Here is a 26,680-nt window from a genome sequence, read left to right as displayed (position 1 = left end):
GAACGGACGGGCCGCCGCTTCGTTCCTCGGTCAAGGCAGACGTGACTGCAAGCAGTCGATCGCTCGGAACCAGCGCCGACTAGTTGAAGGCGGCTCTCTGGCGCTTCTTCCTCGCAGCCATATATAGCAGCTATCAGCGTCGTTCCCGGCGGTTCGCATCTTCGGAGTAGGCCGACTTGGAGCCAGCGCGGCTGCCGGCGGGAGTTGCCGTTGATCACCCTGGACATTCAGCATACGACGACCTATCGCTTCGACGAGCCGGTAGGCCTTCTTCCTCATCGCCTTATGCTTCGCCCGCGCGAAAGCCGAGATGTTCGGCTGCTGTCCAGCCGGATCTCGGCGTCGCCCGATGCGGTCCTGAGCTGGGCCAGCGATGTGTTCGGGAATACAGTCACGACGGCAACGTTTGCCACGAAGGCGAGCACTCTGGTGATCTCCAGCGTTGCCAAGCTTCAGCTCGCTTCGGTCGAGTGGCCGATTTTCGACATCGCCGTCTCTGCAACATCCTACCCCTTCTTCTATTCCGATCATGATTGGGCCGATCTTGGCGCCTTGGCCAGTCCGCAGTTCGCGGACCCCGAAGGAACGTTGCGAAACTGGGCACGAATGTTTGTTCGCGGAAGCCAGACCGACACATTGGCGCTGCTCAAGGACCTAAGCGTTGGGACTTCGGAAGCTGTCCGATATCAGAGCCGTGACGAGGAAGGCACCCAAACGCCGCTGGAGACCTTGAGCCGTGGCTGGGGTTCATGCCGGGATCTGGCGGTGTTGTTCACCGAAGCGGCCCGCGTACTGGGTTTCGGAGCGAGGATCGTTTCCGGCTATCTGTACAGCCCGAGCCAGCAAAGTGCGGGCTCCGGCGGAGCAGGGTCAACGCATGCGTGGGCCGAGATCTTCGTACCGGGAGCGGGCTGGATCACCTTTGACCCAACAAACCGCAGCTTAGGCGGCTTCAACTTGGTTCCCATCGCGGTAGCTCGCGACATCCGCCAGATTGCCCCTGTATCCGGCAGCTACATCGGCAGCACCCATGCCTTCGCCGGCATGTCAGTGGAGGTTCTGGTCACCTCATAGCTCGCGACCGAGCAACTTCTTCGTCGCAAGCCGATTGTATTGGAGTAGCTGAGAGCTGCTCATCGCGGCGGATCAATCAATTTCCGATTGCCTTGCACCGCATCAAGCGCCGGCTTAGCCAGTCTCTTGAGAGCATGTGGTGACGGCAGACGGGCAGCTACCTTCTTCGAACATCGCACGACGAGACGCCTGCTAACCTGAATTGGACCGCCGTATGATCGAGTTTCCAAATCAAAGCCGCTCGTATGACCGGACGAGACGTGCGGTGCATTTCTGGGGATCAGACAGCGCGATTGAGGCATCATTCTTCATTGAGGAAGACGCCTTGAAACGACTTCAGCCGGGTGCCTGTCACGAAGCTGATTTCCTGAATGCATTTGACCGCAATCGGGGCGTGATCTGCGCCACAGCCGCAAAGGTTTATGTGCGCGGCAGCAGGGGCTCTTATGATCTTGTCGCCAACCAATTCTCAAAAGGGGCCTGATGAACAATAAACCCGATTTGCTTTCGGCCCATGCTTCCGCAGGTTGAATGAATGAGCAACTTCAAGATCACACTCGCACGCATTGAGATGATCTCGCCGAATGAGCGAGGTGAGGATATGGGTCTAACGTTTCGATTTGAGCGCGATCAAACCAGTTTTACCTTGCCGATCTTCCTCAACTCTCGCGAATTTGACGACACGGAGATGGTAAAGGTCGCCCGGAGCAAGCTACACGACGTTTTCGAACAGCTCTTCACTCAATGCGAGGATTGGCAATTGTCCGATGCCGAGCGCCGTGAGCTCGCAAGGCTCAACGTGCGGCCGGAAGCGCCGATCCCATGAGCGATGCGCTCCCAATATGATGTGCTTCCATATCGAGATGCAAAATGGAGGGCTCTCTTGGCTGCTTCTCTCAGGGCCGAGTCACTCCACCCCTACCGGCAGGTCCCCGGGTTGAGAGAAATAGAAGCGCATCCCTAGCGAAAGCGCTCAAAAGGAGGGAGGGTTCCTGGCCAAGTGCAAATGGCTGTCATCGAAGCCCGACGCCTCAACAACCCTCTCATAGTCCTCGATCGTCACAAAGTTCTTTTGAAGGTCAGGAACCCGCTCGGTGCGGGCTGCGGGGGGGAACGAGAACCGGCCCGTCGCCAAACGCGCGTCTGACGACGGGTCGTCCCGGGTGGATGCCGTGTCTAGATCACGGCACAGACCGACCTTTCAATCCTTTCGCTCGCGGAGTCGTTCCTACCTGCTTGAAACGTGGTTCGCATTGTCACAGCCTACGTCCGTTTCGGTCACAAGCCGCCGACCGTACTTGCAGTCACAAGCTTCCGCTTTTCTTTGGTAAGCTGCCGAGCTTGTAACGACAACCACACGGAAGGACAGCCGATGAGCTTGAAAGCCGTCGTCTTCGACGCCTACGGGACGCTCTACGACATCCAGTCGGTCGCTGAGATCACCGAGGATGCGTTTCCGGGCTATGGCGAGATCATCACCCAGGTCTGGCGCATCAAGCAGCTCGAATACACCTGGCTGCGCTCTCTGATGCGGCGCTATCTGGACTTTGCTGCCATCACCCGCGACTCGCTTGCCTATACGCTGCGTGTGCTCGGCTTGGCCTACGAGAGCGAGGTGTTCGAGCGCGTGATCGAGAAATATCTGCACCTTGATCTCTATCCGGATGCGACTGCAACGCTTGCGGCCCTGAGACCGCGCAAGCTCGCCATCCTCTCCAACGGCAGCCCGGACATGCTCGATGCGCTCGTGCGCAATTCGGGCCTGGAGGCTCTGCTCGATGCGACCATCAGCGTCGACGCGAAGAAGATCTTCAAGCCGAGCCCGCAAGCCTATGAGCTGATCGGCGAGGTGCTCGGCACCGCGCCGAACGAGGTCCTGTTCGTCTCTTCCAATCCCTGGGACGCCGCCGGAGCGAAATCGTTCGGATTGAACGTCGCCTGGATCGATCGGGTGACGCCCGAAGCCATGGCGCTGGCTTGCGTCGAGAACGAAGCCGTGGCACCGCTGACGATGTTCAAGGCGATCCGCACCCAGATGGACGAGCTCGGCTTTGCGCCGGACCATCGGATCCGCTCGCTCTCCGAACTGCCGAGAATCGCCTAAGTGTCGTCGCGCCCATGAGATTGGAATGAGCCTGGAATCCGTTCGCGCTTTTTTCGCCGAGAATGCCCCCGACATCTCAGTCATCGAATCCCCGATCAGCTCCGCGACGGTGGCACTGGCGGCCGAAGCTTATGGCGTCGAGCCCGGCCGCATCGCCAAGACGCTGTCGTTGCGCATCGGCGAGCGCGTGATCCTGATCGTCGCCAGCGGCACCTCGCGCATGGACAACAAGAAGGTCAAGGCGCAGTTCGGCGGCAAGCCGAAGATGCTGGGGCTGGAGGAGGTCGCCGACATCACCGGCCACGAGGTCGGCGGCGTCTGCCCGTTCGGACTGAAGTCGCCGCTGCCGGTCTATTGCGACGTCTCCCTGAAGGCGTTCGACGTCGTGGTGCCGGCCGCAGGCTCGACCCACAGCGCGGTGCGCATCACGCCGGAGCGGATGGCGGAGCTGACCGCGGCTGAATGGGTCGATGTCTGCGAGCATAGACCCTAGAGGAAGTTATTCATCCTCATCGTAAGGCTGCGATTGAGTGGGCGGAGGCGCAGCATTGTAGCGTGGCGGGGGCGTGACGCGATTGCGCGGCGTCGGCTGCTGCGGCTGCACCTGATTGTTGGACTGGAACACGCCACGGCAGCCGCTGGAGAGCTGCGGCGTGTTCTGCTGCAGGCACGCGACGATGCGGTTCACGTCCGGGATCTGATCGCTGCACAGCCGCCACACGTCCGGTGTGCAGGCCATCTGCTGTTCCATCGTGCCGCGATATTCCTGCGCGGACGCAGCGCTCTGCGCTCCGATGCCCCCGATAGCAAGCACCACACCCAGCAAGGCCAGCTCCGTTCGCATCCTGCAATCCTTCCCGATCATGTGAAGCCTGCCTAATCAATGAAGCGGGCAAAGGTTCTGGCTCAACAAATAAACGTGAAGACGCAATCGGAACTCGCCGGCGTCGGCTTCCTTGGGGCGCAAACCGGACGCAAATCGCCTGAGGGGCAGGACGTTTATCAGCGGCGGCCCGTTTCCGTCTGCGCCATCTCGCGTCCGCAGGCGTCACTCCAAAGCGCCGGCGAAGGGGTTCGACGGAAAACAGGAACGTCGTTGAAGCCCGAGGGCGAAGGTGGCGCGCAAAGCCATGCGGATTTCGCTTCGATCCATTTGTCACGACACCAGGCCGCTTCCCCGCGCGGCCATCCGTGGCCTCATCGCAACAGCTCCGGCGCAAACCGGCGCCCTGCGCCTTCGACCACAGCCCGTTTCGCCTGACGCCAAGAAACGATCGCCGCATTCTCGCCAGCACTTGCGGGAGTGCAATGAGGGAATCAGCGATGCCGACTACAAGGCCAGCCCACGCACGGACCGGCGTTGTCGGCATCCTGCACAACAGGCTGCTCGTCACAACCGCGCTGGCGCCGCTCGCTCATGCCGCTGCAGCTGATGCCGAGGCCGGCGCTGGCGGCGTTCGCAGCGAATCTTGAATCTGCCCTGTTCACTTTGCATTTTGCCGGGCATCGACCACCACGCGCGCGATCGGCACGAACACGATGTTTACCAGGCGTTAACCACGTTCGGCCGAGCCGGGAACGCATGGCTGAGGCGACCGTTGCCCTTCCCAGGGAGTGCGCCATGGGAAAACTCGCAACCGTTGACGTCGCCTTGGACGAGATGCTGGTCAACCTTGCCGCGATCATTCTGCGGCTCGCGAAGCCCGAATTGACGCAAACGCCGGAGGCGCGGCGCGCGCTGGCGCAGTCCGTCCATCAATATGCGGTTTGCGCGAAGCGTTCGAGCGATCCGCGCGTTCACGAGCTGAAGTCGCAACTGGAGCAGACGCTGAAGCCGAGCCTGCGCATTGTCGCGATCGACGGCGAGAAAGTGGCTTAGCCCAACACCTCATTGCGGGCGCCCGCGGAAGCGGCCCACTCTATGCCGTCTTCGCCTTTCCGCGCGTCCGCCGCTTGCACATGCCCGGCAGATTCGCCGCGAGGAAATCGCCGAGCGCCTCGACGCGAGCGGGACGCGGGCCGCCGGGAGGCGTCACCAGGTGCACGGCGCCTTCGGCCTGCTTCCAGTCCTTCAGGATGACTTCGACCTCGCCGGAGGAAATGGCCTCGCCGACGATGAATTCAGGCAGCTCGGCGATGCCGAGCCCTGCGATGAGCGCCGGCATCACGGCTTCGCCATTGTTGACGCGAAGCTGGCCACCCGGACGCACGCTGGCCTGCTCACCGGCCGAATTGGTGTAGTGCCAGACATTGGGCGTCGACAGATAGGCATAGCTGAAGCACTTGTGCTCGGCGAGATGCATCGGATGCGTCGGCCGTCCGTGGCGCTTGAGATAGGACGGCGCGGCGACGGTGTAACGGGGCATGGTGAAGAGCCGCCGCGCGATCAGCGAGGAGTCCGGCAGCCGCGCGATCCGCACCGCCATGTCAAAGCCCTCCCCGATCAGATCGACGGTCGCATCGCTCAGATGCAGATCGACCGAGACTTCCGGATAGGTCGCAAAGAACTCCGGCAGCAGCGGCGCCACGGCCTTGATGCCGAACGTCATCGGCACCGCGAGCCGCACCAGGCCGCGTGGTGCGATCGATTGCGCGAGCGCCTCGTTCTCGGCAGCCTCGCCGTCGGCCAACAGGCGCGTCGCGCGTTCGGCCAGCTTATGGCCGGCATCAGTCAGCGCGAGCCGGCGCGAGGTGCGGTTGAACAGACGAGCGCCGAGCCGCTCCTCCAACCGGGTCACCGCCTTGGATACCGTCGCCTTGGACATCGCGAGCTCGCTCGCAGCACCCGCAAAGGAACGCAATTCCACGACCTTGGCGAAAATCGCGAGCGCCTCGAAATCCGGGAGTTTGGCCATGGGCAGATCCAGTCTGGATATTTTTGGAAACAATGCGTTTCAATAGTTTCTATTTCTACACCATGAGCGAGAGCTTATCCAAGGGGTCAATCGCAGTCGAACTGCTCATTCGTTCACCTAGGACCCACGCAGATGATCGAACTCAGACCCTTCGCAAAGCTCGGCGGCGCCGACCACGGCTGGCTCAAGGCCAAGCATCATTTCTCCTTCGCGAGCCACTACGACCCGAACAATATGGGCCACGGGGCACTGCGGGTTTGGAATGACGACGAGATCGCGCCGAACACCGGCTTTCCCGCTCATCCCCACGCCAACATGGAGATCATCACCTATGTGCGCGAGGGCGCGATCACGCATCAGGACAGCCTCGGCAACGAGGGCCGGACTGAAGCCGGCGACGTGCAGGTGATGAGCGCCGGCAGCGGCATCCGTCACTCCGAGTACAATCTCGAGCCGACCAGGACACGGATCTTCCAGATCTGGATCGAGCCGACCGAGCGCGGGGGACAGCCGACCTGGGGCTCGAAGCCGTTTCCGAAGGCGGATCGCTCCGGCAAGCTCGTCACCATCGCCAGCGGCTTTGCGGACGATACCGACGCGCTGCCGATCCGCGCAGACGCTCGCGTGCTCGCGACCACGCTGAGGGCAGGCGAAAGCGCGGAGTACGAGCCGCAGACCTCGCGGCATCTCTATCTGGTTCCGGCGCTGGGCGCGGTCGAGATCAACGGTGTGCGCGTCAATGCCCGCGACGGCGCCGCGATCCGCGACGAAGCCAGGCTGAAGATCACGGCCCTGGAAGATTCCGAGCTCGTGCTCGTCGACGCGGCGTAAGCTTTACCTGCACCCCAACCCGTCATGCCCAGCCTCGAGCCGGGCATCCAACCCTTTCGCAAGGAGCTTTTCCAAACTTGATGGATTGCCGGATCAAGCCCGGCAATGACGCCAACATACAGCAACTCGCATCGTCACCCCAACGGAGACCACCATGACCAAAGTACTCGTCCTCTATTACTCCGCCTACGGCCACATCGAAGCGATGGCCAACGCCGTCGCCGAGGGCGCGCGGGAGGCCGGCGCCATTGTCGACATCAAGCGCGTACCCGAACTGGTGCCGGCCGACGTCGCCAAAGCGTCCCACTACAAGCTCGACCAGGCCGCGCCGATCGCCAAGATCGAGGACCTCGCCAGCTATGACGCGATCATCGTCGGCACCGGCACCCGCTTCGGCCGCATGGCCTCGCAAATGGCGAACTTCCTCGACCAGGCGGGCGGGCTCTGGGCCAAGGGCTCGCTGCACGGCAAGGTCGGCGGCGCCTTCACCTCGACCGCCACGCAGCACGGCGGCCAGGAGACCACGCTGTTCTCGATCATCACCAACCTCCTGCATTTCGGTATGGTCGTGGTCGGCATGAACTACGGCTTCGCCGGCCAGATGAAGCTCGACGAGGTCACGGGCGGCGCGCCCTACGGCGCCACCACGATCACCGGCGGCGACGGCAGCCGCCAGCCCAGCGCCAACGAGCTGGCCGGCGCACGCTATCAGGGCCGCCAGATCGCGGAGACGGCCAAGAAGCTGCATGGGTGAGGCTGCACGGCTGACGATCGCGGCATTCCCGTTCGGGAATGCCGCTTCAGCGCTTTCCCTTGCCCATCGCCCGCGCCGCGAGGGCGGCAAGCCTGGGATGACGGCGCAGGCCTTGCGCGCCATGATCGCGCCATGCGTAGGGCAGACCGCGCCAGGACAGCGCGACGCTGACATCGGTCAGCGGCACCCGTTCGGCACCGAAGCGTCGCTTGTAGTCCTGGTTGCCGATGCTGAGATCGAAGCGACGAACGCCCCTTGCATGCAGCGCCGCCATGGTGCGCTCGATGACGAGCAGGCCGGGCGAGCAGCTCGACCAGGGATCGCCGGCGTGACTGATGCGCAGCAGATAATAGGTCGCGCCTTGCCTGACGCCGAACGATGTGCCGATGACACCTGCGTCGCAGACCAGCGCCGAGACGACGGCATAGCCTTCCGCAAGGCCCCGGCGCGCCACCTCGCGATAGAACCGCGCATGGGACTCGTCGTTGAGGACGAAGCGCGAGCCGAGCTTCTGCATGCGCGCCTGCTGCTGCCCATCCATTACGTCCAGCAATTCATGCGCGCGCGCGACATCCGTGGCGATCTCGAACCGCGCGCCCTCGTGCCGGCTGAAGACGCGCCAGCAACGCGGCATTTGCATGCGCTTGATCGAAGCCTGGTAGGCGCCGTAGTCATCGCCCATCAGCACGAGATTGCCGTTGAGCGAGGAGGATCCGAGCCGGCCGAGCGCCACGAACGGGTTCGGCTCGCCCTCGATCCAGGCCGGCATCTTCCTCATGCGGAGCAGATCGAGACGGTCAGGCAGCGCGCGCAACGCATCGATCAGCGCCGCGTTGATCGCATCCGTCGCCCCTGCATCCAAGGCGGCATCGCACGCCAGGATCGGTGCGTTGTTGTCGGAGACGCCGAGGTCCGCGAATTCGACAATGCGAATGCCGCGCCTGACATGGCTGATCATCGGCAGGATCGCGATGTCCTTGCCGGTGGCGACATCGGAGATCACCGCGATCAGCGGGGCTACATCCTGGAACGCTTCGTACCACGCACCGAGCCAGTCGCCATGCTGGAACGCGGTGCGGTGCCCGGCGTTCAGGCGCGATGCGGCCTGCCGCCAGTCACGCATGAAATCGACCGCGACCCCGGACGCGCTGGAGATCCGGCCTTCTGACTGCTCGATACTAGGGAACGTCATCCACGCGACATGCGACTGCTGAGTGTGTCCGCATAGATTATGTTTCGTGGCAGACCACAAGCAGCGTCGCTGCATATCGTTAAGCGTGTGACACCAACCGTGTCTCAGCGCTCCATTTCCGCCTGCTCGACACATTGGAACCTCGCCAGAAAGTGCAGGCCAGCGACGGCAAGAGCGAACAAGAACCAGACGGGATTCTGCCGGTCGAGCAGGAAGGTCTCGGTAGCCCCATAGTACAGGCCGAACAACCACACGGTCAGGAACAACTTGGCCAGCGCACCACTGCGGCTGTGCGCCTGGGCCGTCTGGAAGTTACCGAGCGGGGCGAGCACGAAGACCAGGATCACGAGCATCAGCCCGGGCAGACCAATCGTGACCGCGAGGTCGAGGTAGCTGTTGTGGCTGTGCGCTGCGGACGTTGCCCATTCTGCACCCTGAGCGGTCTGCCGCGAAGTCACGTCGTCCCAGAATGCCGCATAGCCGTGACCGATGATCGGCTTCTCGGCGACGGCTGCCAGAGCGAACTCCCAGATCGCGGAGCGGCCGGTGAAGGTGGGATCGAGCGGAAGCAGCCGCGTCATCGCCGCGAGTGCCGGGCTGAGGGCGCTGCCGACGGTCAACAGGTTCATCGCGACCAGAGGCACGAAGCAGATGATCCGCTTCATCCAAAGGCTTGGCGTGACATAGACCAGGGAGGCGAGAACGTAGATCGCAAGGCACAGCACCGACGACGTCTTTCCGCCGGTGAAGATCAGGAAGATGCCGGCCAGAGCGGCGATCGCCGGTCCCATCACGAATGAGCCCACGGCGGACAAATAAATGCCGACATAGACCAGGATGGTCATCACGGGCGAGGCGACGTTCTTGTGGCCAAAACTGCCCCGCCAGTCGCCGGCAAGCTGCGGCTCGGTGACGTCGAGCGCGGTATGCATCGAATATTGCGGCGCGAGGAGGACGCCGAGATAGCAGAGCGCGAGCAGCACCAACGCTGTAGCACCCAGACAAAGATTGAAACTGCGCTGCGTCGGCGGCAGCAATGGCAACAGGACGGCGATCGACGTCACGCTGGCCGCGAGCACGAACCGCTGCATCGAGACGCCGCGGCTCTCGGAGAAGACGATGTTGATCACCAGCCAGCCCAGGAGGCAGAGATGAAGCGGTGTCGCCAGGGTCTTCAGCGCGGGCGCGTCGGTGGCGGCGACAAGCAGGACCGCGACCCCGGCCAGGAGGCCCCAGGAGACATAGGTCAGAGCCATTCGTCCGCCGACGATGGTGGTGACGTCTGGATTGCGCAGGTCCGGAAACGGATCGAGCGTCACCAGCACCAGCAGCAGAGCTGCGGCGGCGACAAGGCAGCGCGCGGCCTGCACGGCATCGAGCCCTGCAAGCGCCTCACGCAGCATATGGCCGGATGATCGAGTCTGGGCGGCAGTCATGTCGGCGGCGCTGCGGTCCATGGCTCAGGACATCTGGTGATGCCGGAGAAGCTCCAGGCCCTGGCTCGCCCCTGCCGAGCACCCGTCGACGGCGCCGCCCGAGGCCTTCGCCACCGCGGGCCGCCGCATGATGCCGCACGCGATCTCGTAGTATTGGAGCGCGCGTTGCTCCAGGGTCAGGTTGTCCAGGATGTAGCCGCGCGGATCGAAGGTGCCGGCAGCGCACCCGGCCCAGAAATTGTCCCAACCCGCCTCGAAGCCCGTGATGTCGGTGAACTTTGCACCGCAGCGTTCGTCCCAGTATGGCACCGACGACACCGGCTCAAACCTCACACGGTGCGGATAGTAATCGGGGTCGCGCCAAGGCCCGCCCGGATCCCAGGCAAACACCGGCACGCCGCAGGACAAGGCCTGCTGGTAGGCGATGCCCTGGCTCTCGCTCTGGCACAGAAAGATCATCGCGCGCGAACGCGCCAGCGCGGCCCGATAATCTGCCTCCTTGTAGCTGCCATAGCGCAGCTCCGTGAACGAGCGCCCCTCCTTCAGCAGCCGGGCGCGAAGGGGCTCGATCAACGCCGGCACGTAGCGCTCACGGTCCCAATAAACCTTGTCGTAGATCAGGACATCGATCGTCTTCTGCGATGACTCCGACGGCGCCCAGAAATCCGTGTCGATGCCGACCGGCCAAGCCTCCGTCTCGGGCCAATACGGCCGGTACATGTCGACGTACCAGCGGCCGGGCACCACCACCTTCTTCACGGGCAGACGCCTGAACAGATCGGGGTCATCCAGCGGATGATTGTGGGCGGCAACGCCGAGCAGGATCGGGTTCTTCCACGCGAACTTGTCGAGCAGGAAGGTACGGCCGATGATACAGGCGAGTTCCTCGGGATGCCGGGCGACATGACCGTAATCGTTGACGCGGTAGCGAATGCCGAGCCGGTCGAGCCCGGCACAGAGGTTGAGGAACACGCGAAGCTGGCCGCTCATGCGCGGCTCGCCCAGCAGCAACCGCCGCGCCATGCGCCGCAGATGCCGGTCGCCGGGAAACCAGCGATCGTCCTTGTCCTCATAGAAGAGGTTCAGGATCATCGCGTCGGGGTCGTGTTCGAAGGTCTTTGCGGGCACTGGATCCATCCGCGACAGTCTGATGCGCATTCTCGCATGGCACCGACCGTCGCACTCGTCCGAATTTGCCACAGGCTTAATGCCAGCGGCTTAACGCTATTTTACGAAACCGGCGACGCACCGGCCTTCGCAGCGCCGCTTTGAGCGCAGTGCGAGTATGATCGATCCGAACTTGTGGTCGCCAGCGTTGCCGGCGCGACGGACAAGTCCTGGTTAACGGATCATTAAAGACGAGCCGCAGCTTGATCACCGCCGAAGACGTTCTCGAACTGCCAGCCGCCCCCCGTGCGACGGCGCCGGCGCGCCTCCCGCTTCAGGTCGACTCGGCCACATCAGTGTCGGTCGTCATTCCCGCCAAGAACGTGGCCGCCTATATCGGCGAAACCCTCGTGAGTGCTCTGGCGCAGCGCGAGGTGACCGAGGTGATCGTCGTGGACGACGGCTCCACCGACGAGACGGTTGCGATCGTCCGGGCCGTGCGCGACTCGCGGCTGCGCTTGATCCACAACGACTCGGCCGGTGTCTCGGCGGCGCGCAATTTCGGCGCCCGGCATGCGAGCGGCGCGTGGCTGCTGTTCCTCGATGCCGACGACCGCCTGCGCCCCGGCGCGGTGGCAGCGCTCCTGTCGGCAGCGCGCGGTGCACCGCGCGCGGTTCTGATCTACGGCGACTACAACACGATCGATGCCGAAGGACGGCAGATCGGCCGGCGCGAGTTGCTGAAGGGACGCCGCAAACCGTCCGGCGACGTGCTGTCGCGGCTGGCCGCCGGCAATTTCATCGTCAATGGCGGCATCGTTCTCACCCGTGCGGACGCTTTCCGCGCCATCGGCGGTTTCGACGTATCGCTCAGATATTGCGAGGACTGGCATTGCTGGTGCCGCCTCGCGTCGATCGGCGAGTTCGAATTCGTGCCGAAGCTTCTGCTCGATTATCGCCTGCACACGGCCAACACGATGAACGCAGCGGTGCGAACCCCGCAGGATTTCTTGCCGGCGGTTGCGCGGATTTTCGATGACGGGTTGATCCTGGCGAGACTTCCCGAGGACGCGGCGAGCGGATTGCGCCGAGCCGCCGAGATTCACCTCGTCACCTATTCGGCGATGCAGGCAGTCCGCTTCGGCAGATATCGCGACGCCTTTGCCTATCTCGCGATGATCGGCCGTCGGTCGCCAAGATCCCTGCCACGCGCGGCGATCCGCGTCGCACTCGCCCGCTTCGGCATCTAGTCCGCCGTCGCGTCAAGAAACGATCTTCGAGGCCTCATAAGGCTTCTGCTCCAAGCCGACGGCCGCCAAGGCGGCGCCAAGCGCAACCATCACGGGATGCATCGCAACGACGGCTTTCGACGACGTCAGCAAGGCTGCGGCGCGAGCCAGCGACAGCGGCACCCGTCCGAGCATCTGCACAAACACCCTGGCCCGCGCCGCCCTGCTTCGGGCAGCCTTGTACTGCACGCGATAATTGATCGCACCGATGCGCAGGCCGCGCTTTGCGATCCAGCCCAGACTGGTGCGGTTCCGCGGCACCGTCTCGGTGATGACCGCCTCCGCCGTCCAGTGGAACAGCAGGCCGGCATCACGGCACCGCACGAAGAAATCGCAATCGCCGCCGCCGAGGAAATTGAAGCGAAGATCGAACGCGGGACGGTCGAACCGCTCGAAGGCGGCACGCGTGATCAGGCAATTGCCGCAACCATAGATCAGCGGCACCGCGCCGCTGTAGTCGTAGGTCGGACAGAAGGCGGGATGGCGCGCAAGCCAGGGCTTGCTGTCGTCGTCGAAGACCGGCAACACCGGCCCGCCGACCACATCGGCGCCGGTCGCCTCCGCGGTGCGGACCATCAGCTCGAGCCAGTCGGGCGAAGCAATCTCGTCGTCATCGATCATCAGGAAGCGGGTCGCGGCGGGAAACAGCGTCTGCGCCGTTTCGAACGCTGCGTTGATCGCGTGACAATTGCCCTGCCGCTTCTCGACGAGGCAGACACCCTGGAGCCTGCCGTCAGCCAGAAACTCTGCGGCGACCGGCGCGCTCTCGCGCCGCGCGGCGTCGTTCTCGACCATGACAACGGCAAAGGAACGCGGCGTACGCTGGTTCGCAAGCGATTCCAGCGTCAGCCGCAGGTGCTGCGGGCGGCGGAAGCACGGGATGCAGACGACGATGCCGACCGACAGATCAATGATGCGGGAGCTCGCCGCGATTTCTCGGTTGGAATCGCACACGGCATCCGAGAGGCGCGCGGCGGACAGGTCTGTCGGGATCAATGTCATGACGTTCTAGATGTCCGAGATATGTTGAGAAAGCCCTGCTTCGATCGCGCAAGCCGGTACGTCCCGCAACGGCACATCGCCGCAGAACGGATTCGTTCCAAAAATGAACAGCACACGCCGGCGAACTGAGCCATCTCCGCGCAACACCATGCACTTAACCGTTTTCGCGCGTTTCTGCCGCAGAACGCTGCACGCGTGCTAGTGCAATTCACGGTCCAGCGCGCCGACGACACCCAACATGGACAATGCCGTAGTTAACGGCCATGCGCATTAACCCGGTTGTAAGCACTGCGAGCAGTGAGGCGGCGCGGCATCGGATTTGCTCTTCGGGCGATCGAGTTTTTTCCTGTAATTTGAATAGAACAAGCGCGGTCAGAAAATCATGAACAAGCCAGCGACGATCGATTTTGCGACGGCCACGGCCATCAACGTCCCCACCGCGGCTCCACCCACCCAGGCGTTGCACGATCTGGTCCCCGGCGAAGCCCGCGACAGCCTGCTCGCTGTCCATGACGTTCTGCGCCGCGAGCTGCCGCGTGACCAGCTCGCCATCTATGAAGCGGGCGGCGGCTCGTGCAGCGTTCTGCCCCCCGAATTGCTGAACCGCAGCAAAGTCACCGTCGTGGACATCGACGAGGATCAGGTCCGCAACAACACCTACGCCGACGAGGCGATCCTGGGCGACATCCAGACCTACCGCTTCGGGCGCGAGACCTTCGATCTCGTGATCTGCTACAACGTGATCGAGCATCTGCCGAACGTCGACACGGCGCTCCTGAACTTCCGCGACGCGCTCAAGCGCGGCGGGATGATCCTGATCGGCGCACCCAATCCGCGTTCGCTTTCCGGTGTCGTCACCAAATATTCGCCGCACTGGTTTCACGTCTGGTTCTACCGGCACATCCGCGGCATCAAGGATGCCGGCCTGCCCGGCGAACCGCCGTTCCCGACGTTCTTTCATCCGCTGGTGACGCTGCCCCGGCTCGAAGCATTCGCGGCCGCCAACGGCCTGGAGATGATCTATCGCCGCGAGGTCGAAAGCCCGCGCTATCCCGAGATGCGCCGGCGCAAGCCGCTGTTCGCGGCCCTCGTCGACGCCGGCGCCGCGGTGCTGAACGCCGTGCTCCCGAGCGGCACCGACGTCCGACGCGGTGACTATCACGTCATCCTGCGGAAGAGCTGAAAGCGATGCACGCGCGGCCGATCGCCCGACCCGCGACGCTTCGCGGGCACGCTGCGGGCAGCAACGAACCGTTAATCTCCCGGGGAACTCGGCGTCTCGGCGACGCTTCGAACAGCGGCATGCGCTTAAACGCTTTGTTTGCCATTTCGGTGAATAGTCCCCAGATGAGTATGGTTAATTTTCCCTGTTGCGTTGATTGGGCACCCATATCCCGGGTGCGTGGCGTAAAGCGAAGAATAACCCCTCAGCCCGCGGCAATTGGAATGAAAGCTGGGGATCATGCTTGACTATAGCCAGCCGATCGATCGGGCCGCACCGGAGGCCACGCAGCGGAAGCCTCAGGCCGGCTTCAACGTGCTGGAGCTTGCCAATCTGCTGTGGCGGCGAAAGGTGGCGATCACAGCGGCCGCCCTGCTCGGAGCGACACTTGCAGTCACCATCGGCAAGAGCATAACGCCCCGCTACACTGCCACCGCCCAGCTCTATGTCGATCCGCGCGAGCTTCAGCTGGTCGATCGCGAGCTTACGCCTCGCGCCCAGGACGTCTCCGGCATGTCCATGGTGGTGGAGAGCCAGGCCCGCCTGATCACCTCCAACAGCGTGTTGCTCCAGGTGATCCAGCAGGCCGGCCTCGAGAAGGATCCGGAATTCGGCGGCGGCGAGGGCACGAGCCTGACGTCGTCGCTGCTCGGCCTGATCGGCCTGCACCCTCGCGCACCTTCCGCCGCGCAGAAGAAGGAGGTGCAGCTCGCCGCACTCGACGCGTTGAACAAGCACATCACGGTCCGCAAGACCGAGAAGAGCTTCATCGTCGATGTCGAGGTCTGGTCGACGGACCCCGCCAAAGCGGCGATGCTCGCCAACACGCTGACCAGCGCCTACCTCGCGGAATCCCGCAACTCGCAGGCTTCGGCCGCACGGCGCGCCACCAACGATCTCTCCAGCCGCCTGAAGGAGCTGCGCGACCGGCTGCGCAACGCAGAGACTGCGCTCGCCACCTACAAGGCCCAGAACAATTTCGTCGGCACCCAGGATGCGCTGATCAGCGATCAGCAGCTCTCCGCCAGCAACCAGCGGCTCTCCGCGGCCCGTGCGGCAACCATGGATGCGCAAGCACGGCTCGACCAGATCGAGGCGAGCCGGCGCACGGCCGCCGATGCAGGTGCGATCCCCGAGGCGCTGCAATCGCCGACGATAGCGAATCTGCGCGCGCAATATGCCGATGCGCGCAAGAAATATGCGGAGCAGGCCAGCGAGCTCGGGCCGCGCCATCCGGCGCTGCGCCAGACCGAGAAGCAGGTCGAAGACCTCAAGCGCACCATCAACGAAGAGATCGACCGCTTCACCCAGGCCGCCAAGAACGATTTGACGCGCGCCCGCGATTTCGAAGCCTCGCTCAATCGGGCGCTGGAAGCGCAGAAGCGGCAGAGCGTCCAGCTCAGCCAGGCCGCCGTGCGCCTGCGCGAGCTCGAACGCGAGGTCGATGCCAGCCGCGACGTCTATCAATCCTTTCTCAAGCGCTCCCGCGAGACGGAGGAGCAGGAGAGCCTGAACACTTCGGCAGCCCGCGTCATCGGCGAGGCGACGGTGCCGCAGCGGCGCTCGTTCCCGCCGGCAATGAGCTTGTTCGCCATGATCGGCTTCATCTTCGGCGCGATCGCAGCGTCAGGCTGGTTCGCTGCAGCCGAGCTCCTGCTCGTCGGCGCCACCACACCGGCGCCCTCACCGGCCCGCCGCGAGCGCACGCCCGCCCCGCAGCCCCCGACGGCTGCAGAGCCTCCACGGACCGCCGAGCTCACCCAGCCGCAGCCGATTTCGCGCGCCCCGGAAGTTGCGCAGGCTCCGCCGGAACTTGCCGCGCCTCCGCTGCAGCCTTCGATGTTCGAGAGGCCCGTGATCGAAAAACCGCTGATCGCACGCTTCCAGGAGGCCGACGTCATCCACACGCTCGGCGCAATACTCGCAACGGGCCAGTCCGTCGATCTCACGCGCTTGGGTTGGCCGACGCTCCGTCCCGGCTTTGCCCTGACCGCGCTGCTCAACGCCTGGCGGGACATGCGCGAAGCTGCGTCCCGGCGCGCCGGCGGCAAGGCGATGCCGGTGATCGCGCTCGTCAGTCCCGGCGAGAGCAGCGGGCGGAGCGTGATCGCACTGAATTTCGCCCTGGCAGCTGCTCGCGACGGTGCCCGCGTGCTGATGATCGATGCCGACCATCAGGCCCGATCCCTCTCGAACAAGGTGATCCGTTTGGGCAGGACCGAACCGAGCAAGCTCGGCTGGCTCTCGATCGGCAGCAAGGCCGCACGCGAGATCAAAACGGTCAACGGTGTCTCGGTGCTGCCGGCCGCGGAAGCCGACGCCGGAAAGGCGGCTGCGGCGATCCGCAAGGCGATCACGCAGGCTCGCTCTGCGGCCGGGTATGATCTCGTGATCCTCGACGGCCCGGCGATGCCGCTCTCGGCCGGCGGCCGCAAGCTCCTCGACGACACGGACTCGCTGGTGGCCGTGCTGCCGACCGATCTCGACATCAACGACAGCCTCGAGGAGATCCTCGCCGCGCTCGGTCCCGCCGAGCGCAAGCTCGTTGGGGTCGTGCTCGACGAGCTCGCCCCTGAAATCCAAACGCGCCAGCGAGGCAAACAATATGCTTGAGCGCCGCGTCAACCTCGACGGACGGGCAGCAACTGCCGACGTGCCGAGGATCACCCTCGGCGGGCTTCGCTTGGCAGCGCTCGACCTGGAAGCCACCGCCGATTTCATGATCGAGGCAACCGACCCTGAAAATCGCATCGGCCGTCCGCTGTTTCTGACCTCAGCCAACGGGGAGGTGCTGGCGCGCTGTTCGACCGAGCCGCAGACCGAGTACCTGTTCCGCGCCGCCGACCTGATCAACGCCGACGGTCAGCCACTGGTCGCGGCCTCGAAGCTGCAATCCTGGTTCCCGCTGCCGGAGCGCGTTGCGACCACCGACCTGTTCCACGTCGTCGCGCGCAAGGCAGAAGCGGTCGGCCGCACATTCTATATGTTCGGTGCAAGCGAGGCCGAGAACGCCGCGGCGGTCGAGAACGTCCAGAAAATGTATCCGCGCCTCAAGATCGTCGGGCGCAGCCACGGCTATCTGCGAGGCGAAGCGTTGCGTGCGAAGATCGAGGAGATCAACGCCCTGGCGCCGGACTATCTGTGGGTCGCGCTCGGCGTGCCCAACGAGCAGGCATTCGTGAAGGAGTTCACGCCGCACCTGAGCAATGTTGGCGTCATCAAGACATCCGGCGGTCTGTTCAACTTCTTGTCCGGAAGCCGTTCCCGCGCGCCGCAATGGATGCAGAAGATCGGACTCGAATGGGCCTGGCGCACCTTGCTCGAGCCGCGCCGCCTGTTCTGGCGCTATTTGACCACCAACCCCCGCGCGCTCTATCTTCTCTTCAGCCGCAACCGCCCCCTCCGCTAAGAGAAGAGCAGAAGACGACATGACCGACCGACCGACCGTCCTCGTCACCGGGGGCGCAGGCTACATTGGCTCGCATGCGTGCCGCGCATTGACCGCCGCCGGCTATCAGCCCGTCGTTTACGACAATCTTTCGACAGGTCATCGCAGCTTCGTAGACGGCCCGCTTGTGGCGGGCGACCTGCTCGACGGCGCGATGCTGGCGCGCGCCTTCGCCGACCACAGGATCACGGCGGTCATGCATTTCGCGGCGGCGAGTCTCGTCGGGGAGTCCATGACCGACCCGCAGAAGTACTACATCAACAACGTCCAGGGCACACTCTCGCTGTTGCAGGCGATGCGCAACGCCGGTTGCCATCGCATCGTGTTCTCCTCGACCGGCGCCGTCTACGGCAATGCCGATTCCAAGGAACTGCCGGAGGACTTCCCCTGCACGCCGATCAATCCGTATGGCGCATCGAAGCTGATGATCGAGCGCATGCTCGCCGACTACCGCACGGCTTATGGCTTCGGCGCGTTCTGCCTGCGCTATTTCAATGCCAGCGGCGCCGATCCGGGCGGCGGCATCGGCGAATTGCGCGACAATGAAACCCACCTCATTCCGCGGGCGATGATGGCGCTTCAGGGGCATGTCGACTTCGCCGTGTTCGGCGACGACTACGACACGCCCGACGGCACCGCGATCCGCGACTACATCCACGTCACCGACCTCGCGGCGGCACATGTCGCGGCGCTGAAGCTTCTGGAGCAAGGACATGCCGGCGCCAGCTTCAATCTCGGCACCGGTTCCGGCTTTTCGGTACGCGAGATCCTCGACGCCATCAGGCAGGAGACCGGGCGCGAGGTGCCGCACACCGTCAAGCCCCGACGCGCGGGCGATCCCACCTATCTGGTCGCAGATCCCTCCGCCGCCAGAAAGGTGCTGAACTTCGTGCCGCGCCACTCCGACCTGCCGACGATCATCCGGACCGCCTGGGCCTGGCACCAGAAGGCGCATCCGTTCAGATCGCGTTAGGCAACCGCATTGGACCTTGCCGGCGGAGACGTTAAGCCGCTAAAGAGAACGAAGAGACGATAGAAACCCGCGTCGCCGCTTGTCCGGCCACCGGGTGATGGTGATATGGCCGCCGATGGAGCGGCATACGTGGCTGCGCGACGCGCCGTTCTTCAGAGCTTCGAGATCACGACCGAGTGCGCGCATCGGCCTGCTTTCAGGCGCGACAAGGAGCACGGAGCGAATGCACCAGGCCGCAAGCCTGCAATTCGAGCGCGTGGTGAACGAGTTCGCCCGCTGGCTCGCCGTGCCCGACAACGAACGGTCGCCGGCACCGGCCTGGTGGTGGGGACCCGCGATCGCAGTACGCGACGCGCACCAGCCGATGCCAAGGGCATGGTCGCGCACGCTCGGCCTCGACGACGGATCGACCTTTGCAGGCGGGGCGTCCCTACTTCTTGCGCTGTTCGAGAAACAGACCTCGCTACCGTGGCCGGACGACTTTCCGCGCAAGGTGGAGAGCGAGGCTGCAGAGTCTCGTGAGCTGCACCCGCAGCCGTCAGACGACAGCGCGTTTCAGCCGTGACGCTGCGCCTTCGTCGGCAGACTCCGGCTGGAGCGGGGGCGCGACCGGCAGCACCATCGGCCGGAGCAGCTCGGCCATCTGCCGCGCCGGCAGCGGCTTGGAGACGAGGAAGCCCTGCATCTCGTCGCAGCCATGGGTCCGCAGGAACGTCTCCTGCTCGGCATTCTCGACGCCTTCGGCGACGACGGTCATGCCAAGTGCCTTACCCATGCTGATGATCGCCTGCGCGATCGCCTGGTCCTCCGAATCCTGCGGCAGATCGCGCACGAAGGAGCGGTCGATCTTGATGGTGTCGATCGGAAAGTGCTTCATCAGCGACATCGACGAATAGCCGGTGCCGAAATCGTCAATGGCAAGACGGATGCCGCGGCTCTGGATGGAGTCGAGCACCTTGAGCGCGCGCCCGACATTGCGCATCATCATGCTCTCGGTGACCTCCAGCTGGAGCAGGACCGGCGACATCCCGGAGGCGGCCAGCGCCTCATCGACGTCCTGCAACAGATGCTCGTCCGCGAACTGCCGCGGCGACAGGTTGACGGCCATGGACAGCGGCAGCAGGCCGCGGCGCTGCCAGGCCATGGCCTGCGCGCAGGCCTCATTCAGCACCCAGCGGCCGATCGGCACGATCAGCCCGGTTTCCTCCGCAAGCGGAATGAACTGGGCGGGCGAGATGCTGCCGAGATCCGGATGGGTCCAGCGCAGCAGCGCTTCGACGCCGGTGATCTGACCCGTCTCCATGTCCACCTTGGGCTGGTAATTCAGCGAGAACTGCTCGCGCTCGAGCGCGCGCCGCAGCGCGCTCTCGAGCGACAGCCGCTCGATCGACTGCGTCTTCACTTCATTGGAGAAGAATCGATAGCCGTTCTTGCCGTCCTCCTTGGCGAGGTACATCGCCATGTCGGCATTCTTGGTCAGCGTCTGCGCGTCGGAGCCGTTCGCCGGATACATGGCGATGCCGATCGAGGCCGTGGTGTGGCACTCGTGACCCGCCAGTTCCATGGGCTCGGCAAGCACGGCGAGCAGCTCGGTCGCGATGCGCTGAACGGCGTCGATCTCCCCGCACTGGTCGAGAATCACGACGAACTCATCGCCGCCGAGCCGCGCCACCACGTCACTGGTCCGCAGCGCACCACGCAAGCGGTTCGCCACTTCGAGCAGGAGCAGGTCGCCGGCCTCGTGACCCAGGGAATCGTTGATGACCTTGAACCGGTCGAGATCGATGAAGAGCACCGCGAAGCGGTGATCGCGGCGCTGCGCCGCATCGATCGCGTCACGCAACAGCCCGTTGAAGGTCTCGCGGTTCGGCAGGTCGGTCAGGCTGTCATGCGATGCGAGGTACTCGATCCGCTCGTCGGCATCCTTCTTCGCGTCGGCGCGGTCGAAATTCTCCATGGCGAAGGAGACGTTTTCCGCAAGGCGCTGCAACAGCTCGACGAACTCAGGCGTGAAGGTGGCCGGTTCGGTCGACATGTAGATCATCACGCCGACGGCCTGATCGTGCACGATGAGCGGGAAGGCGGCGCCCGACCGCGCTCCGTCTCCACGGACGATGGCATGGAAGACACGGACGCGGTCGTCGTTGAGATAATCGTTGCTGATGCAGGGCTGCCGCGTGCGGAACGCCGTTCCGCTCATCCCGCGCCCTTCCGGCCGCTCGGGATCGATGGAGAGACGGACGTTGCGCGTGGTGTCGGCGGACGGACCGGCGGTGGCGACGATCTCGAGCTGATCCGTGCCGGCCCTGGCCAGCGCAATCGTGGTCGAGGTGAACTTGGCGCCGTTGGATGCTGCAAGGCAGACGAGGTCGAACAGCTCGGCGCGCGACTTCGCCCGCATGATCGCCTCGTTGGTCGCACTCAAAGACGCGAACATGCGCGTCAGGCGTTCCTTCTGCGCTTCGGTGCGGGCCTTCTCCTCGGCGCGCTCGAAGTTGTCGAGTGCGAAGGAGACGTTTTCCGCCAATCGCCCGAGCAGCGCGACCAGATCGGGCGTGAACGTGTTCTCTTCCAGCGCGAGGAAGAGCAGAATGCCGACCGGTTCCTGTCCTCCCCTGAGCAGCGGGAAGCTCGCCGCAGCCCGCGTTCCATCCTCGACGGCCTTTGTGCGCCAGTGCGCGGAGCTCGGCTCGTTCAGATAGTCGTTCATGACACTGGGTTGGCGCGTCCGCAGCGAGGTGCCGATGATGCCTTCGCCCTCGGGATGGCCGGCGGAAATGCTGCAGGTACGTCCGATCATGCGCTCCTGCAGGCGCCCCTTGACGGCGACGACGCGAACGACCTGAAGTTCGTCATCGATGATGCCGATCGTCGCCGAGGCGAAGAGGTCGCCGAGCACAGCCGCCTGGCAGGCGGCCTCGAACAATTCCTCGCGCGTCTTGGCGCGCATGATGGCTTCATTGGTTGCGCTCAGCGCCTCGAACATGCCGCTCAGACGATTGCGCTGCTTGTCCGCTCGCGCCTTCTCGTCGGCGCGGTCGAAACTCTCGAGCGCGAAGGCGACATTGGCCTGGAGCTTGCGCAGCAGCTCGACGAGCTCGGGCGTGAAGGTGCCGCGCTCCGGAGAGTTGAACAGGAAGACGCCCTCCACGCGGTCGCCGTTGAGCAGCGGCAGTGCCGCGGAGGACGCGATGCCGTTGCGGTGGGCGCTGGCCTGCCACGGCGCCATGCGGTCATCGGCGAGCACGTCGTTGCTGACGGCGGGCTGCCGGCTGCGGAACGCGGTGCCCGTCAGCCCGCGCCCTTCGGGAACCCGGTCGGAGGTGGAGAACGTGAAGTTGCGGACCTGATCCGCATTCGGCCCGTAGGAAGCAACGACGCGAAGCAGCTCAGCGTGATGGTCGGCGAGCGCGATGGTGGCGGAGGTGAACTTGGCTCCCTTGGCCGTCGCCTCGCACACGAGATCGAACAGCTCGGTCCGCGACCCAGCGCGCAGGATCGCCTCGTTGGTGGCGCTGAGTGCCGCATACATTCGCGCCAGGCGTTCTTCTCCCGCAGCGATGCTGGCTTTCTCGGCCTCGCGGCCGAAATTCTCGATCGCGAAAGAGACGTTCTCCGCCATGCGCAGCAATAGCGCGACGATCTCCTCGTCCTTGACCCAGGAGCGGCTGACGAAGAACTGCAGGACGCCGACGCTTGCGCCGCGTTTGATCAGCGGCGCAATCACGCAGGCGGCAACGCCGGTGTTGACCTTGGCCTGCTCCCACGGCGTGCCCCTGGTGCGGCTTGCGAGATCCTCCTCGACGATGGCCTTCTGGGTCCGAAACACCTCGCCGGAGATGCCCTTGCCGTAGGGATTGTCCGGGTCGACCGAATAGCGCGCCTGGGTGACCAGCTCGAGGTTCTGCCCCGTGGCCGCGACCGGAACCATCCAGTGTGAATCCGGCTCACGTAGCAGCACGATGGTCGCCAGCGACTTGCCGCTGTGGACGGAGGCGTCGCACACGAGCTGATACAGCTCCTGCTCGGTCTTCGCGCGGAGGATGGCCTCGTTGGTGGCGCTGATGGCGCCGAACATGCGGTTGAGCCGCCGTGTCGCCTGCTCGCTGACCTGCCGCGCGGTCTCGCGCGCAAAATTGTCCAGCGCATAGGAAATGTTCGCCGACATGCGCTCGAACAGCGACACCATCTGCTCGTTCAGCGAATTGGCCTCTCCGCTCGTCACGTACAATACGCCGACGCTCTTGCCGTCGCAAAGCAGCGGCAGCGCCGCAGCCGCACCGATGTGGGCCTTGGCGGCGCTCTCGCGCCACGCCAGCGAGCGCGGATCGCTCAGATAGTCGTTGGAGACGCATAGCTTCTGCTCGCGAAAGGCCTCACCGCCGACGCCCGAGCCTTCAGGGGTACCGGCTTCCGTCGTGATCCCGATGGAGCGCAGCCGTTCAACGTCGTCGCCGCAGCCCGCCGCAAAATGCAGCCGGCGGCCGTCCGGTCCCACCAGGAACACGGCGACGCCCAAGAAGTCCCCACTCGAAAACCCGGCGTCGCAGACCTTCTGGTACAGCTCGTCGGGCGATTTCGCATAGAGGATCGCTTCGTTAATGGCGCTCAACGCCGCAAAGGTGCGCGCGAGTGTCGTCGGCACGATCTCAGCTCCCGGGCATTCTGCCTATTTCTCCCGGTGCCTTTATCAACGGTGATCGCCTAAGTGGTCGTTATTGCGCGCTGCAAACCATCCATCAAAGTGAATGAGCTACGAATGAGGGGCGCCAAACTGTCGAAAATGCCGCCATGCGGGACGAATCTTCGACAAAGGGTGCGTCCTCTCCACGAAATTGCAGCCCTGTATTGGTTTACGGGAGATTGATATCGCGGCGGCGCTTTGAGACGATGCGACCAACGAGCAGCCTGTTAGGGGCCAAATCCGAGGGAACGCCATGCCGATCGTCAAAGCCGATCGCCTGAGGCGCATCAGCGCCGCGCTGCTCCGCGCCGCCGGCGCTTCGGAGGAGGAAGCCGACGCCGTCGCCATCGGCTGCGTCAACGCCAATCTCGCCGGCCATGATTCCCACGGGGTGATCGCCGTTCCCACCTATATCGACCGCATCAAGGCCGGCCACATCGTTCCCGGCGCCAAGTGGACCATCGTTCAGGAATCCCCGACCACGACCGTGATCGACGGCCATTGGGGTTTTGGCTTCCATGTCAACGCCAGGGCGATGGCGCTGACGATCGAGAAGGCGAAGACGGCCAACGTCGCCGCTTGCACCGTGTTCCGACAGAGCCATGTCGGGCGCCTGGCGGCCTACCCGCTGATGGCGATGCGCGAGGGCATGATCGGGATTGCGACGGCGGACTCCGGCCGTTCGCCGAAGCACGTGGCGCCGTTCGGCGGCAAGGAGGCGCGGCTCGGCACCAATCCGATTTCGATCGCGGTGCCGTCCGATCTCGATACGCCGTTCTGTCTGGACATGGCGACCTCGGCGGTGGCTGCCGGCAAGATCCAGCTCGCGGTCGCCCGTGGCCAGGAAATCCCCACCGGATGGATCATCGACGCCGAGGGGCGGCACACCACCGATCCCACGCAATACCGCAAGGGCGGCGCGCTGCTGCCGCTCGGCGGTACCGAGGGCTACAAGGGCAGCGGGCTTGCAGCCATGGTCGAGGTGCTCTGCGGCCTGCTCACCGGTCTCGGCTTCGGGGTCGAGCCGACGGGGCGACACAACGACGGATGCTTCATGGCGGTCTTCAATGTCGCAGCATTCAGACCGCTGAAGGAGTTCAAGCGCGAGGTCGCGGAATTCGCACGTTATCTGAAATCGACGCCGCCGTCCGAAGACAGCAACGGCGTGTTCTACCCCGGTGAGATCGAAGGGCTGCGCCAGCAGCAGCGCCTGCGCGACGGCATTGAGATCGAGGATGCCACCTGGGAAAGGCTGCGCGCGCTGGCGTGCGAATACAGGCTCGACACCGTCCTCGATCTGGCCTGACGTCATCAGGAGAGCAGCAGCATGAATCGGCAGATGGTCCTCGTCGGCTTCCTTCAGGCGCAGAACTGCACGAACCTGCCGAGTTCCTGGCGACATCCCGACTCCCGCAACGACTCGATGTCGGCGGACTATTATCAGGAGATCGCCAGAATTCTCGAAGCCGGCAAGTTCCACATGGCCTTCTTCGACGATCGCCTGGCGATGCCGGACCGCTACGGCAACGACCACGCCCACACCGTCGAATACGGCATCCGCTGCGTGAAGATGGACCCGCTGATCGTGCTGACCACGATGGGCATGGTCACCGAGAAGCTCGGCTTGGGTGCCACCTGCTCGACCACCTATTACGAGCCCTTCGACGTGGCCCGGCGCTTTGCAACGCTCGACCTGATGTCGGGTGGACGCGCCGGATGGAATGTCGTCACTTCGCTGAACGACGGCGAAGCCCTCAACATGGGCCGGGATTCCCATCCCGAACATGATTCCCGCTACGACCGCGCCGATGAGTTCATGGAAGTCGTGCTCGGCCATTGGGACACCTGGGAAGACGGCGCGCTGATCATGGACAAGACAAGCGGCCGCTTCGCCGATCCCGCCAAGGTGAAGCGGCTCGACCACAGGGGACAGGCCTTCAAGTCGCGCGGACCGTTCACCGTCCCGCGTTCGCAGCAGGGCCATCCTGTAATCATCCAGGCCGGCGCTTCCGGCCGCGGTCAGCGCTTCGCCGGGCGATGGGGCGAGGTGATCTTCACGGCCGCGCGTAATCTCACCGCCGCCAAGGAAGGCTATGCGTCCGTGCGCAACGAAGCCGCAAAGGCCGGACGCGATCCCGACCAGATGTTCCTCTGCAACTTGACGACGCCGGTCTGCGCCGCGACAAAGGCTGAAGCCGAGGACAAGATGGCGTTGATCAACAAGCTGCCGCTCGAGATCGACGCGCTGTCGCTGCTCGCCGAAGCGCTCAACTATGACTTCGCCTCCAAGGGTCTCGACGAGCCGCTGACGACGGAAGAACTGAAGAGCATGCAGGGCATTCTGGGTATCCGCGACGGCGTGCTGAAGAGTTCGGGCAAGAGCAATCCGAGCGCACGCGACTTCGTCACCTTCTCCGGCCGCGGCCAGGTCCAGGACGCCATGGTCGGCGGCCCAAGGGAGATCGCGGACAGGCTGGAGGAGATGTTCGTCGAGCGCGGCTGCGATGGCTTTGTCATTGCCGCAACCCATGTGCCCGGCTCCTACGCGGACTTCGTGCGACACGTCGTGCCGGAACTGCAACGGCGCGGGCTGTTCCAAGAGGACTATCGCGGCAGGACGCTGCGCGAGAATCTCGGGCTCAGGCGCCCGGCCGCCGGCGCCTGGAAGGTGCAGCCGCCCGAAGCGGCGGAATGACCGGGAGTACAGAG

Annotated in this window: 24 protein-coding genes; 17 read left to right on the top strand and 7 right to left on the bottom strand. The window is 64.3% G+C overall.

The window, feature by feature from the left end; translation table 11 throughout:
• Nucleotides 1-210 precede the first annotated feature (210 nt).
• The 5 genes from ASG57_RS21765 (at nucleotide 211) to ASG57_RS21750 (ending at nucleotide 3,671) form a co-directional block, all read left to right on the top strand.
• Nucleotides 211-1,074, top strand: coding sequence for a transglutaminase family protein (locus ASG57_RS21765; protein ID WP_057197399.1), 864 nt, complete (start codon nucleotides 211-213; stop codon nucleotides 1,072-1,074).
• Between the two features lie 214 nt (nucleotides 1,075-1,288).
• Complete coding sequence (locus tag ASG57_RS36260) at nucleotides 1,289-1,558, top strand: DUF1488 family protein (RefSeq protein ID WP_063997013.1); 270 nt, start codon at nucleotides 1,289-1,291, stop codon at nucleotides 1,556-1,558.
• A 51-nt stretch (nucleotides 1,559-1,609) separates the two neighbouring features.
• On the top strand, nucleotides 1,610-1,900 hold the full coding sequence (locus tag ASG57_RS21760) for a hypothetical protein (RefSeq protein WP_024337495.1): 291 nt from the start codon (nucleotides 1,610-1,612) through the stop codon (nucleotides 1,898-1,900).
• 546 nt (nucleotides 1,901-2,446) lie between these two features.
• Nucleotides 2,447-3,178: a haloacid dehalogenase type II gene (locus tag ASG57_RS21755; RefSeq protein ID WP_024337494.1), complete on the top strand. Its 732-nt coding sequence runs from the start codon at nucleotides 2,447-2,449 to the stop codon at nucleotides 3,176-3,178.
• A gap of 25 nt (nucleotides 3,179-3,203) precedes the next feature.
• Entirely contained in the window at nucleotides 3,204-3,671 is a 468-nt protein-coding gene (locus tag ASG57_RS21750; RefSeq protein ID WP_024337493.1) for a YbaK/EbsC family protein, read from the top strand.
• 6 nt (nucleotides 3,672-3,677) lie between these two features.
• Here the strand turns inward: ASG57_RS21750 and ASG57_RS21745 are convergent, their stop codons facing one another.
• A complete protein-coding gene (locus ASG57_RS21745; RefSeq protein ID WP_057197491.1) occupies nucleotides 3,678-4,022 on the bottom strand; it encodes a hypothetical protein in 345 nt (114 codons plus the stop codon).
• Nucleotides 4,023-4,501: 479 nt separating this feature from the next.
• Here ASG57_RS21745 and ASG57_RS37995 point away from each other — a divergent pair, with 479 nt between their 5' ends.
• Nucleotides 4,502-4,651, top strand: coding sequence for a hypothetical protein (locus ASG57_RS37995; protein ID WP_156402767.1), 150 nt, complete (start codon nucleotides 4,502-4,504; stop codon nucleotides 4,649-4,651).
• A gap of 148 nt (nucleotides 4,652-4,799) precedes the next feature.
• Nucleotides 4,800-5,057, top strand: a complete 258-nt coding sequence (locus ASG57_RS21740; RefSeq protein ID WP_024337491.1) for a hypothetical protein — start codon at nucleotides 4,800-4,802, stop codon at nucleotides 5,055-5,057.
• A gap of 40 nt (nucleotides 5,058-5,097) precedes the next feature.
• Here the strand turns inward: ASG57_RS21740 and ASG57_RS21735 are convergent, their stop codons facing one another.
• The gene (locus ASG57_RS21735) at nucleotides 5,098-6,033 is read right to left on the bottom strand and encodes a LysR family transcriptional regulator (RefSeq protein ID WP_057197397.1); all 936 of its coding nucleotides are present in this window, start codon (nucleotides 6,031-6,033) and stop codon (nucleotides 5,098-5,100) included.
• 132 nt (nucleotides 6,034-6,165) lie between these two features.
• On the opposite strand from ASG57_RS21735, the gene ASG57_RS21730 reads away from it, so the two are divergent.
• Nucleotides 6,166-6,864, top strand: coding sequence for a pirin family protein (locus tag ASG57_RS21730; protein WP_024337489.1), 699 nt, complete (start codon nucleotides 6,166-6,168; stop codon nucleotides 6,862-6,864).
• Between the two features lie 154 nt (nucleotides 6,865-7,018).
• A complete protein-coding gene (gene wrbA / locus ASG57_RS21725) occupies nucleotides 7,019-7,618 on the top strand; it encodes an NAD(P)H:quinone oxidoreductase (RefSeq protein WP_024337488.1) in 600 nt (199 codons plus the stop codon).
• Nucleotides 7,619-7,664: 46 nt separating this feature from the next.
• On the opposite strand, the gene ASG57_RS38405 is transcribed toward wrbA, so the two are convergent.
• The 3 genes from ASG57_RS38405 to ASG57_RS21710 form a co-directional block, all read right to left on the bottom strand.
• A complete protein-coding gene (locus ASG57_RS38405; protein ID WP_024337487.1) occupies nucleotides 7,665-8,810 on the bottom strand; it encodes a GNAT family N-acetyltransferase in 1,146 nt (381 codons plus the stop codon).
• 104 nt (nucleotides 8,811-8,914) lie between these two features.
• On the bottom strand, nucleotides 8,915-10,267 hold the full coding sequence (locus ASG57_RS21715; RefSeq protein ID WP_057197395.1) for an O-antigen ligase family protein: 1,353 nt from the start codon (nucleotides 10,265-10,267) through the stop codon (nucleotides 8,915-8,917).
• Between the two features lie 3 nt (nucleotides 10,268-10,270).
• Nucleotides 10,271-11,374 (bottom strand): glycosyltransferase, encoded by a 1,104-nt coding sequence (locus tag ASG57_RS21710; protein ID WP_024337485.1) that lies wholly within the window; start codon nucleotides 11,372-11,374, stop codon nucleotides 10,271-10,273.
• A 242-nt stretch (nucleotides 11,375-11,616) separates the two neighbouring features.
• On the opposite strand from ASG57_RS21710, the gene ASG57_RS21705 reads away from it, so the two are divergent.
• The gene (locus ASG57_RS21705; RefSeq protein ID WP_057197393.1) at nucleotides 11,617-12,603 is read left to right on the top strand and encodes a glycosyltransferase; all 987 of its coding nucleotides are present in this window, start codon (nucleotides 11,617-11,619) and stop codon (nucleotides 12,601-12,603) included.
• Nucleotides 12,604-12,615: 12 nt separating this feature from the next.
• Here ASG57_RS21705 and ASG57_RS21700 read toward each other — a convergent pair whose 3' ends face one another.
• Entirely contained in the window at nucleotides 12,616-13,644 is a 1,029-nt protein-coding gene (locus tag ASG57_RS21700) for a glycosyltransferase family 2 protein (RefSeq protein ID WP_024337483.1), read from the bottom strand.
• Nucleotides 13,645-14,026: 382 nt separating this feature from the next.
• Between ASG57_RS21700 and ASG57_RS21695 the strand changes: the two genes are divergently transcribed.
• The 5 genes from ASG57_RS21695 to ASG57_RS21675 all read left to right on the top strand — a co-directional run bounded on the left by ASG57_RS21695 (nucleotide 14,027) and on the right by ASG57_RS21675 (nucleotide 19,852).
• Nucleotides 14,027-14,827, top strand: a complete 801-nt coding sequence (locus ASG57_RS21695) for a class I SAM-dependent methyltransferase (protein WP_057197391.1) — start codon at nucleotides 14,027-14,029, stop codon at nucleotides 14,825-14,827.
• A 279-nt stretch (nucleotides 14,828-15,106) separates the two neighbouring features.
• A complete protein-coding gene (locus tag ASG57_RS21690) occupies nucleotides 15,107-17,479 on the top strand; it encodes a Wzz/FepE/Etk N-terminal domain-containing protein (RefSeq protein WP_057197389.1) in 2,373 nt (790 codons plus the stop codon).
• Nucleotides 17,472-18,275, top strand: coding sequence for a WecB/TagA/CpsF family glycosyltransferase (locus tag ASG57_RS21685; protein WP_057197387.1), 804 nt, complete (start codon nucleotides 17,472-17,474; stop codon nucleotides 18,273-18,275). The genes ASG57_RS21690 and ASG57_RS21685 overlap by 8 nt, the downstream gene beginning before the upstream one ends.
• Nucleotides 18,276-18,294: 19 nt before the next feature.
• Nucleotides 18,295-19,287: a UDP-glucose 4-epimerase GalE gene (gene galE, locus ASG57_RS21680; protein WP_057197385.1), complete on the top strand. Its 993-nt coding sequence runs from the start codon at nucleotides 18,295-18,297 to the stop codon at nucleotides 19,285-19,287.
• Nucleotides 19,288-19,510: 223 nt separating this feature from the next.
• A complete protein-coding gene (locus ASG57_RS21675) occupies nucleotides 19,511-19,852 on the top strand; it encodes a hypothetical protein (RefSeq protein WP_057197383.1) in 342 nt (113 codons plus the stop codon).
• Here ASG57_RS21675 and ASG57_RS21670 read toward each other — a convergent pair.
• Nucleotides 19,826-23,932: a bifunctional diguanylate cyclase/phosphodiesterase gene (locus ASG57_RS21670; RefSeq protein WP_024337477.1), complete on the bottom strand. Its 4,107-nt coding sequence runs from the start codon at nucleotides 23,930-23,932 to the stop codon at nucleotides 19,826-19,828. The two genes, ASG57_RS21675 and ASG57_RS21670, sit on opposite strands and share 27 nt — an antisense overlap.
• A 292-nt stretch (nucleotides 23,933-24,224) precedes the next feature.
• Between ASG57_RS21670 and ASG57_RS21665 the strand changes: the two genes are divergently transcribed.
• Together ASG57_RS21665 and ASG57_RS21660 are read left to right on the top strand one after the other, a co-directional pair.
• Nucleotides 24,225-25,277: an Ldh family oxidoreductase gene (locus ASG57_RS21665; RefSeq protein ID WP_057197382.1), complete on the top strand. Its 1,053-nt coding sequence runs from the start codon at nucleotides 24,225-24,227 to the stop codon at nucleotides 25,275-25,277.
• 21 nt (nucleotides 25,278-25,298) lie between these two features.
• Complete coding sequence (locus tag ASG57_RS21660; protein WP_057197380.1) at nucleotides 25,299-26,666, top strand: LLM class flavin-dependent oxidoreductase; 1,368 nt, start codon at nucleotides 25,299-25,301, stop codon at nucleotides 26,664-26,666.
• The last annotated feature ends 14 nt before the right edge of the window (nucleotides 26,667-26,680 follow it).

This window comes from Bradyrhizobium sp. Leaf396, assembly GCF_001424605.1.
In the GTDB taxonomy this organism is placed as follows: Bacteria; Pseudomonadota; Alphaproteobacteria; order Rhizobiales; family Xanthobacteraceae; genus Bradyrhizobium; species Bradyrhizobium japonicum_C.
The sequence above is the reverse complement of the archived record's forward strand: the minus strand, read 5'-3'. Positions and strand labels throughout refer to the sequence as shown.